The sequence below is a fragment of the Halalkalibacterium ligniniphilum genome (genome assembly GCF_000334155.1).
GTDB lineage: Bacteria > Bacillota > Bacilli > Bacillales > Bacillaceae_D > Halalkalibacterium > Halalkalibacterium ligniniphilum.
In genome coordinates this window covers 22,036-31,902 of the sequence record NZ_ANNK01000002.1, presented here as the reverse complement: position 1 = coordinate 31,902, position 9,867 = coordinate 22,036, and the positions used below count along the sequence as shown (strand labels likewise).

Sequence of the window (9,867 nt, the reverse complement as noted above, 5' to 3'; positions counted from 1 at the left end):
CAATTGTTTCAATTCTATTTCGTTTTAGAGACAAAGCGGTTGCCTTCTATCCACAACCGCCATGGGTAATCTCGAGCCTCTCTGCTGTTCGGAATTCCAATCCTTGGACCACTGGCAACAGATTTAACTTTTTTTCCTTCAGCAATAAAAAGGGGTTTTTCAAAGAAAGCTCTTCCGTAATCACCTTTTTCAATGCCAAGAGCTTTCGTTAGCTTCCCTGGACCATTTGTAAGCTCCTGCTCCTTTTTATCCTCACCACGCCGCTTGTACATCAGTTCTTTTCCCGTACATGGTTCTAACGCTCGAATTAACACGGCCTCTGGTTCGCCAACCTCTCCACTCACTACATTCACGAGACAATGTGTATGCATGACATACGTATAGACGTACCCAGGTGGACCAAACATCACTTCCGTCCGTGTTGTCCTTCGATTTCCAAAGCTATGGGCAGCACGATCATTAGGGCCCATGTACGCCTCCGTCTCTACGATCCATCCTGAAGCCGTTCCTACCTCTGTTTCCTTTACAAGCAACATCCCCAGCAAAGAGTGAGCCAGCTGTAGAGTAGGCTGTTGAAAAAAGGAAGAATCGATCGGTTGAAAAGACATAACCCTCACCTCTCTTATCAATTCCATCGTTCCCAAATAACCAATCAACCTTCCAAAGGTTTCATATTGGACCACCAAAACCACTTTGACTTGATCACAGCAGAAAATTGTGACAAGCATCCCTCAAAAAGGCTTTTTTGGACATCCTAAGGGATTATTCAATCTTTGAAGGGTGTAAAATAAGTAAGATCAGTTGGGAGCGTACCCTTTAAATCATGTCATCCATTTCTAGCATAGTTACACATACATGATGTACCTTTGCTCATGTTGTGATAGAGGTTTTTTAACTTTAGACATTATGTCCCCAAACATTTTGTGCCTCATGCTCGGTTAAATTTCAGCAAAAAGAGGCTGGGACATGAAAATGCGAACAATGCATAACCTTAGCGAGGAAATATACGTAAACTCCTGCGGGATTAAAGGCAAGGGTAAGACCCCACAGTGCAAAAAGCACGAGGAGGCTCACCAGCCGCCCGCGGAAAGCGAAGGATATTTCCGAAGCGAAGGCTATGCAGCATTTCTCATCAATAAAAACTCTTTTGTCCCAGCCCCTAATTCTTTGTGCTGCTAAGTATTAATTATACCATTATTTTGCAAATGTCATTTGTAAACTCTACTGGATCATGAATTGGCAATCCTTCAATCAGCAATGCTTGATTGTACAATAGGTTTGTGTATAAATTTACTTTCTCTTTATCCTTTTCAAAGGCATCCTTCAATGAGTTAAACACCTCATGATTGATATTAATTTCTAACACCTTGTCTGCTTTTATGTTTTGGTTATCAGGCATGGCACTCAAAACCTTTTCCATTTCGATGGACACTTCACCATCGGTCGACAAGCATACAGGGTAAGACCGTAATCTTTTTGACACCCTTACATCCTTTACTTTGCCTGCCAAAACTTCCTTCATGTAGTCAAAGAGCGCTTTGTTTTCACTCTCTTCTGAGTCTGTCTGCTCTTGAGCTTCTTCTGCTTCAATCCCTAAATCTCCACTTGAAACTGATTTGAATTCTTTCTCTTTATAGGTCATTAACATTCGGATCGCAAACTCATCCACATCATCGGTGAAATATAGAATTTCATAGCCTTTTTCTGCAACAACTTCTGTTTGCGGTAATTTTTCAATTCTGTCATACGATTCTCCAGAAGCATAATAAATATATTTTTGATCTTCTGCCATTCTCGATACATACTCATCTAACGTAACCATTTTCTTTTCTGTTGAGGAATAGAACATCAATAAGTCCTGCAGAACGTCCTTATTCCTTCCGAAATCACTGTAAACCCCGTATTTTAACTGTCTGCCAAAGGACTTATAAAATTGTTCGTACTTTTCCCTGTCATCCTTTAGTAAGCTTTGTAATTCGCTTTTGATCTTTTTGTTAATGTTTTTCGCAATGAGCTTCAATTGTCGGTCATGCTGCAGCATCTCTCTAGAAATGTTAAGAGATAAGTCTTCAGAGTCGACCATCCCTTTCACAAAGCTGAAATAATCAGGAAGTAGGTCTGAGCATTTATCCATGATCAAGACACCATTTGAATAGAGCTCTAACCCTTTTTCAAATTCCTTCGAATAATAGTCAAAAGGAATCTGCTCTGGGATAAATAAAATCGCGTTATATCTTACAGCACCATCAACGCTAATATGGATATGTTTGATCGGCTTATCAAAACCGTAATGTTTTTCTATATAAAAATTCTCATAATCTTCAGGCGTCAGCTCATTTTTATTCTTTCTCCAAATCGGAACCATACTATTAATAATTTGCTCTTCTTGGACATCCTCGAATTCATTTTCGCTACCTTCTTTTGGCCTCTTTTCCGTCACCTCCATCTTAATTGGGTAGCGGATGAAATCAGAGTATTTTTTTATGATCGCTTTTAAGCGATATTCTTCTAAGTACTCATCATAATTCTCGTCTTCTGCATTCTCTTTTATTTTTAAAAGAATCTCTGTACCCACTTCCACTTTGTCGCATGGCTCAATCGTGTATCCATCTGTTCCTTGCGATTCCCACTTGTAAGCAGCATCATGACCTAAAGCCTTGGTGATCACGGTAACCGTATCTGCAACCATAAAAGCAGAATAGAATCCGACACCGAATTGACCAATGATATCATGTCCATCCTTCAATTCGTTTTCATTTTTAAATGCTAATGATCCACTTTTAGCAATGATACCAAGATTATTTTCAAGCTCTTCTTTTGTCATCCCAATCCCAGTATCTGAAATCTTCAATGTTCGATTTTCTTTGTCAGCTGAAACTTTTATAAAATAATTGTCTTTGTCAAAGCTTAATGAATCATCTGTTAATGCTTTGTAATAAATTTTGTCGATCGCATCACTGGCATTGGAAATCAACTCTCTCAAGAAGATTTCTTTTTGAGAATAAATGGAGTTAATCATCATTTCTAATAGTCTTTTCGATTCTGCTTGAAACTGCTTTTTTTCCATTCACGTTACTCCTTTCAAGATAAAACGATTCAACACATCCTATTTAAAGTTATTAAGCTGCCTGCCATACGAAATTATTAGCACTCTATCTAAAGGAGTGCTAATTACCATTTTAATACCATATACAATGGTTTGTGTCAATATATCGTTTCAACCGCTTCTATTTTTCTTTTTGTAGCATTCGTCATGATGCATAACAAAACATTATTTAGGCAAAATAATTTTGTAAAATCTAACATACTGGAGGTACTCACACATGTCATTGGTCCCTTTTGAACCCTTCCGCCAGCTTGAAAACGTCCGAAGAGAATTAGATCGATTTTTTACTGCAGATTATCCAACAATCCGAACTGGATTAGGCCACAATTTTTCCACCCCAAGCATTGATATTCATGAAACGGAAAACGAAATTGTCGCCACTTGTGATCTTCCTGGCTTAGAAAAAAAGGAGGATGTCAATATCGACATCGACAATAACATGCTTACGATCAGCGGAAATATTAACAAAGTGAACGAAGTAAAGGAAGAACATTTGCATCGAAGAGAACGCTTTGTTGGTCGTTTTCAACGTTCCGTTTCCTTGCCAAGTCGCGTTTCAGAAGATGGGGTGAAAGCAACCTATAAAAACGGCGTTCTCGAAATTCATATGCCAAAGCTGCAGGCTGATACGAAGAAAAGAATTGATGTTGAGTTTCATTGAAAAAATCATGATTCGTCAAGCTGCCTTAGAAACTTTCTAGCTACCTTTTCTATACCTCTACCCCCATTCATGAAAAAAGATCCTTTCCTAGCATTTGGATAAGGATCTTTTTTCATCACGGTATTCGTTCTATAACACAATGTGAATAAACAGAGGATGATAGGCTGGGCTCCCCCCTCCCAAGTGCTTCTATGTCAATTCCTTCTAGGGGGGCAGGGCCCGTTACTTGATTCCCTGACGATAAGCTCAGGTGTGAGGATAATGCTTTGAGGCTGACTGTCTAAGCCGTTCATTCTTTGATGAAGCAAATCAGCCGCAATTTTCCCTAATTGTTTTGGAAAAACTGAAACGGTTGTTAGCTTCGGAATTGACTCTTCTGACCCTGGAATGTTATCAAACCCTACAACAGCAATGTCCTTCCCTGGTGTTAGTCCCATCTCTCTCAAACCAGACATGACGCCAAACGCAACGACGTCATTGTAGCAAAAAAAAGCTGTAGGGGGGGCTGTTTGGTCAAAAACTTGTTTAACCCCTTTAAATCCACCCTCTCGCGTCGCGGTGGTATTTACGATGAAGGCTTCTTCCACGTCGATTCCTGCCTCATGAAGAGCCTGGCAATAGCCTTGCTTCCGATCTTCCCAGACAGAATCAGAAGGTCCTCCTAAAAAAGAAATGCTTCTATGACCATTTTCAATTAAATGCTCGACTGCAATTTTTGCTCCATAGACGTTATCGACCCCAACATAATCGCACGTTACGCCAAATGATTTTCGACCGATTAACACCAAGGGGATGCCCAGCTCTCGCAAGCGAACGAACATCGATTCATCAATGCTTGAAACAGGACTAAGAATGAGTCCGCCTACCCGATTCTCCATCATTGTCGATAACAGAAGATCCTGCTTAGCCACCGATTCAAAGGTTGTCCCTAAAAACACGACGTGTCCTGCTTGGTCCAATGTTTGGTGAACCCCATCCGCGATTTCAGCAAAATAAGGATTCGATATTTCCGTAATGATTAACCCGATCGTTGAAGAGGTTTGCGTCCTAAGATTCGCCGCAATTCGGTCATACACGTAATTAAGATCTTCCATGGCCTGCTGGACTTTTTTTCTAGTTTTTTCAGCAATCAGGGGACTATTTCGAGCAACGAGTGATGCTGTTGCTCGGGAGACCCCTGCATGTTCGGCAACCTGCTTTAACGTCACTCTCCGACCACGCTTACTTTTATTCATAACACGTCACCCTTGACTTCGTCTGACCTTTTTTTACTTATCGCTCTCATTTTGCTTACACTCGTTGCCAAGCTGTACGGAGTGTTCGCTTTGCCTGTGCGATAATCGCTTCGGATGATTCGCCAGGTGCCGGCTTAATCTCAAATGCCACCACTCGGCTTTTCCCTTCTTCCAAATAGCCAATCTCAAGCAATGCACGTAGAAAATCTGAAAGCTCAGGGATACCAATCTCACTGCCTTTATATCCAAATCGAGGATGTTTATCACCATATAATGGATGATTCGGATCCTGAATCAAACAATTGCCGATATGTGCATGCTTCAAATAATCCTTGGTTGTAGTCAATGCTTGTACTGGGGTCTCCCCTAGCATCGGCAAATGGCTCAAATCGACCATTACACCAAAGGATGGATCAACCTTTCGCACTTCCTGCGCAATTTCTACAGCAAGTTCACTAGGCCCAATCAAGCATTTAAAATCCGTCTCGTGGTCAAACGGTTCTAGTAATATTTCTAAATCGCCTTTCGACTTAGCATATGTACACATTTCCTTAAGCGCTTCAATGAAATACTCCAGGGCCTGCCCTCTATACTTAGCCCCTGGATCTTTTCCTGACATTAACGCTAGGTTCTTGGCACCCATTTGATAGGCTTCATCAATCGCACCTTTCATGAGCTCAAGGGCCCTTTGTCTTTCTTCTTCCTTTAAAGAATGAAGATTCGCTTGATTGCGTATTAAAATAGGATGTGCGCTATATCCTACGGTGACACCAGCACTTTCTAGCAATCCACGTGCCTCATTCGCCGTCTGTTCATTAGGTGCTGTTTTTATTTCAATGGCACCAAAGAAATCATCTTCAATAATGGATGAAAGAGTTCGGATATAATCTTTGCTGGATTCTGCATGTGGATAGGCCATAAAATGGACAATCCCCACCTGCATAAAATCATGTAATTGTTGACGCATGGTTTGATTACCCCCGTGTCGTTTTAAACCTTCATTTCATAAAGCCCTTTTCTCATCCCTTTAAAAGCGCAATAAAATCTTACCGAAATCTCCTGATAAAGCAGCTTCGTACGCTTGTTGATAGTCTGCAAATGGAAAAATTTCAGAAACAATAGGTTCGATATTTAAAGTGGGATCGTTTAAATATTCAAGTGTTTGCAAATAGTCATCTGGAAATTTATAAATAATCGATCCGTATAATGTAATTTCACTTCGAACCAATTGTACTATCGGTAAAGTCGCTTCTGGCGCAAGCCCAATTAACACCATTTCTCCGCCTGGACTCACTAACTGAATCCCCTGCTCTACGGCACTTTTTACTCCAGCTGCCTCAATCACTACGTCAAACGTTTCATTGCTTACTTCCTCAGGAGAGACGGTTCTAATATCTCCAATACGACGGATGATTTCTAGTTTTATAGGATTGATGTCAATGGCGGTTACATGGGCGCCCAAATAATGAGCCAATAAAGCTGCTAGCATCCCTTCATTTCCACTACCGATAATGGCTACCGTCGTGTCTTTCGTAATCGTAACCTTCTTAAACGCACTTACGACGACAGCTAGAGGCTCGATTAAGACGGCTTTTTCACTAGGTAATTCATCAGGAACGGGCATGACAAATTTGGATGAGATGACAAACTCTTCTGAAAATCCACCATGTGAATTCACGCCTAGCGATTTTTTGTGGCGACAAATATTGGTGCGCCCTTTTAAGCATAAATCACACTCACCACAAAAGGTGTTTGGTAATACAACCACACGTGTTCCAACGTCATATTTAGCTGCTTCTCCTGCCTCGATAACTGTACCTACCAATTCATGCCCTGGCCGCAATGGATAGGTTGCATGTGGAAGCTTTCCTTTAAAAACGCCCAGATCAGACCCACATATTCCACCATAAATCGTTTTCACTTTGATTTCATCATGCTTGGGAGCTGGCAAAGGATCGACCTGTCGCATTTCGATTTCCAGCGGATTTTTCACTTGTAATTCTAGCATTCATGATTCCTCCATTACTGTTCACTTCGTTCTAGCACAACGTTCATTCTTTTATCATAAACCAAATGAGGTTCAATGTTGACTCCCATCGATCATCCGTTTTAGTTTAATCATGAAACAAGAGCCTTTGCCTCCATAGGATTGTTCAAAACCTTTATTAGAAAAAACACCTCCTTCCTTGGTATAAGGATTCAGTTGAAAACAATACCAACAAAAGAGGTGCTTTAAAGGAAAAACAATGAAGGAATTTTCTTATGGGGTTGAGTTCGTTAAGCTGCCATGAAAGGCTATTGATTTACCTCTTCTAAAAGTCGATCGACGAGATCCGCTCCAAACTCACCCTTATATTTCTCATAAACTGGCTGTACTTTATCGACCCATAGTTGTCGTTCTTCTGGCGTTAATGAAGTAATGGTCATGCCTTGCTCGATGAGAAAATTCTTATAATGTTCATCTTCCTTTGCTTTTTCCTCTCTTTGGAAGGCTTGTGCTTCATCTACTGCTTTACGAATCGCCTCTTGCTCAGTTTCAGTAAGGCCTTCAAAAAATGCTTTGTTGACCATGAAAGGGTTCACCCCAATAAAATGCTCTGTTTCCGTTACATATCCTTGAACTTCATAGATTGCCGCTTCTGCGATGACACTAAATGGATTTTCCTGTCCATCCACAACCCCTTGCTGTAATGAGGAAAACAGTTCTGGAAAAGCAATCGGTGTAGGGTTTGCACCAAGTTCATTAAAAACATCTAAATGAAGTTGACTTTCCAAGGTACGAATCACTAAACCGCTAATATCGTCTGGCGTTTTAATCACTTTTGAATCATTCGTCAGATTTCGAATCCCACTTTCCCAGTAGTTTAGGCCGATGATCCCCACTTCAGACAAATCATCTAAAACTTCTTGTCCAATCGGTCCATCAAGCACGCGATGAGATGTTTCTCGATCAGGAAATAAAAACGGTAACGACCAAATGTTCATGCGAGGTGCAAAATTTGAGACTACCGCTGCTCCTATAGGTCCTCCTTGAATAACCCCAAGCTGAATCCCTTCAACGGTATCACGCTCACCTCCTAATTGACTGTCAGGATACACCTCGACAATGATTGATCCGTTTGTCTCTTCTTCGACGATTTCTTTAAATTTGTACATTGCTTTCCCCATCGCAACATCTGACTTATCTGTTGAACCAATTTTCATGACAGTCACTTCATTATTTGCTTCTGGACTTTGGGCTGCTGAATCGCCATTTGCATTGGAAGTCGATTCGCCCCCACATCCAACCAAAGCGAACAAAAGCAAAAGCAGCACGATATAAAACAATTTTTTCATTTTTCAACACCCCTCTTAATTCATTTATTATAAAAATTTTTAAAAGGAGTTCCTATGATGAACCCTTTTAAAAACATTAAACCCTTTCATTCTAACATTCTTTGTTAGGATGTTATTGTCTAACACTTTGCAATTCATTGAATTTATAAGTTAAAGATCTTCTTTTTCATAGCTAAGCCAGAATGTCTCAGGGTCTCTCTTGCCGAACATAGTGTATTGACGCCGTGCAGCATCAGAATTTTTTTCACTCAATCACCTCTGTTTCTCTTCTGTTTTATTGGCCATGGTTCAGTGCTTGTGATGATGAGAGATTATTACAAGCGAACCGTTTCATTTTCAAACGTCACTTTTCTCCCTTCACTCGCCGAAAGGTATGCGGTGTAGATAACCTTTGTCGTCTCATATGCTAATTCAATTCCCGACAATGGTTCTCGATCATAGGCAACGCACTCCATAAAGTCCTGGAGCTCATAAGTGTATCCTCGTAAAATATCTTCTGCAATAAATAGATTGCTCCAACCTGTCTTTTCGTCCATCATTTCGGAAAAATAGACGTTCTCTAGCCCTTTCTGGTCAAGAAAATACGTTTGCATGTTATCGGTCGGCGTAATATTACACATCATCGCACCGTCATTGGCATATATTTCGATGTAGTTTTTTACCCCTCCTAATACGTGATCACTTGACATGACAACCGCCTTCGTCCCGTCTGAAAACGTAATCGTTACGTTCGCAAAATCCTCCACATCGATTGGATTACTCGTCTGGTAACGTTTTTCATACTCTGTTAATGAGCTAGCGATATTCCCTGTATCTGCAACAATGCTTCTTATTGAGATTTCTTCATTTCTCGCTTGTGCTTCGACCTGCTTTAACCATAGAACTCCAGAAACGGGGTGACAGCCCATTCGAATGAGCGCGCCTCCGCCTGTTTTTTCCCACATACCTGCTACAGGAGAGGTGGAGCCCTTAATACTTTCCTCACCTTTCATAAATAACAGCTTGCTTTTTTTGCTGCGAATAATTTCAGCCGCCTTTAACACATTTGGAGAATAAATATAATTTTCGGCATACATAAACTTTTTATTGCTCTCTTGAATAATCGCCTTCGCTTCCTCAATTTCCTTCAGCACGGTTTCAAACATTTTTTTCTTGGAAACCTTTCGTCCAATCGGCTTTTCATCACCTTCCTCACCGAAATAACCAGTTAATGGCTTTTCACAAATGACGTGCTTCCCAGCTTTTAACGCTTCTAAAGCAAGATTTAAATGCAAATGAGGCGGTGTCACAATATCAATAACATCAATGTCTTCATCCTTTAACACGTCGTTAAAATCGTCTGTAGCCTCTTCAAATCCGTACGTTTTTGCAATTTCTCTTGCTTTTTCCACATCAACATCGACGACTGTTTTTAGGCGAAGGTTTATCTCATGAACCTTTTTATACCCTCTTCCATGTAAATGAGCCGCAAACCCTGCACCTACTAAAGCGATTGTAACCGTTTTCATTTTTATACCTCCAATTTTAGA

General features: G+C 40.5%; 8 protein-coding genes. 1 reads left to right on the top strand and 7 read right to left on the bottom strand.

Annotated features, from left to right (window positions below; translation table 11 throughout):
• Window positions 1-14 precede the first annotated feature (14 nt).
• Window positions 15-608 carry a DNA-3-methyladenine glycosylase gene (locus BLT_RS0100430; protein ID WP_026104906.1) on the bottom strand — a complete coding sequence of 198 codons (594 nt, stop codon included), beginning with the start codon at window positions 606-608 and terminating at the stop codon, window positions 15-17.
• 578 nt (window positions 609-1,186) lie between these two features.
• On the bottom strand, window positions 1,187-3,067 hold the full coding sequence (gene htpG, locus BLT_RS0100420) for a molecular chaperone HtpG (RefSeq protein ID WP_017725862.1): 1,881 nt from the start codon (window positions 3,065-3,067) through the stop codon (window positions 1,187-1,189).
• A 256-nt stretch (window positions 3,068-3,323) separates the two neighbouring features.
• Between htpG and BLT_RS0100415 the strand changes: the two genes are divergently transcribed.
• Window positions 3,324-3,767 carry an Hsp20/alpha crystallin family protein gene (locus BLT_RS0100415; RefSeq protein WP_017725861.1) on the top strand — a complete coding sequence of 148 codons (444 nt, stop codon included), beginning with the start codon at window positions 3,324-3,326 and terminating at the stop codon, window positions 3,765-3,767.
• A gap of 194 nt (window positions 3,768-3,961) precedes the next feature.
• Here BLT_RS0100415 and BLT_RS0100410 read toward each other — a convergent pair whose 3' ends face one another.
• From BLT_RS0100410 to BLT_RS0100390, 5 genes are all read right to left on the bottom strand, one after another.
• Window positions 3,962-5,002 carry a LacI family DNA-binding transcriptional regulator gene (locus BLT_RS0100410; RefSeq protein WP_017725860.1) on the bottom strand — a complete coding sequence of 347 codons (1,041 nt, stop codon included), beginning with the start codon at window positions 5,000-5,002 and terminating at the stop codon, window positions 3,962-3,964.
• 55 nt (window positions 5,003-5,057) lie between these two features.
• Window positions 5,058-5,969, bottom strand: a complete 912-nt coding sequence (locus BLT_RS0100405) for a sugar phosphate isomerase/epimerase family protein (protein ID WP_017725859.1) — start codon at window positions 5,967-5,969, stop codon at window positions 5,058-5,060.
• A 60-nt stretch (window positions 5,970-6,029) separates the two neighbouring features.
• Window positions 6,030-7,010, bottom strand: coding sequence for a zinc-dependent alcohol dehydrogenase (locus BLT_RS0100400; protein ID WP_017725858.1), 981 nt, complete (start codon window positions 7,008-7,010; stop codon window positions 6,030-6,032).
• Window positions 7,011-7,297: 287 nt separating this feature from the next.
• Complete coding sequence (gene dctP / locus BLT_RS0100395; protein WP_017725857.1) at window positions 7,298-8,338, bottom strand: TRAP transporter substrate-binding protein DctP; 1,041 nt, start codon at window positions 8,336-8,338, stop codon at window positions 7,298-7,300.
• A 314-nt stretch (window positions 8,339-8,652) separates the two neighbouring features.
• Window positions 8,653-9,846, bottom strand: coding sequence for a Gfo/Idh/MocA family protein (locus tag BLT_RS0100390; protein ID WP_017725856.1), 1,194 nt, complete (start codon window positions 9,844-9,846; stop codon window positions 8,653-8,655).
• Between the last annotated feature and the right edge of the window lie 21 nt (window positions 9,847-9,867).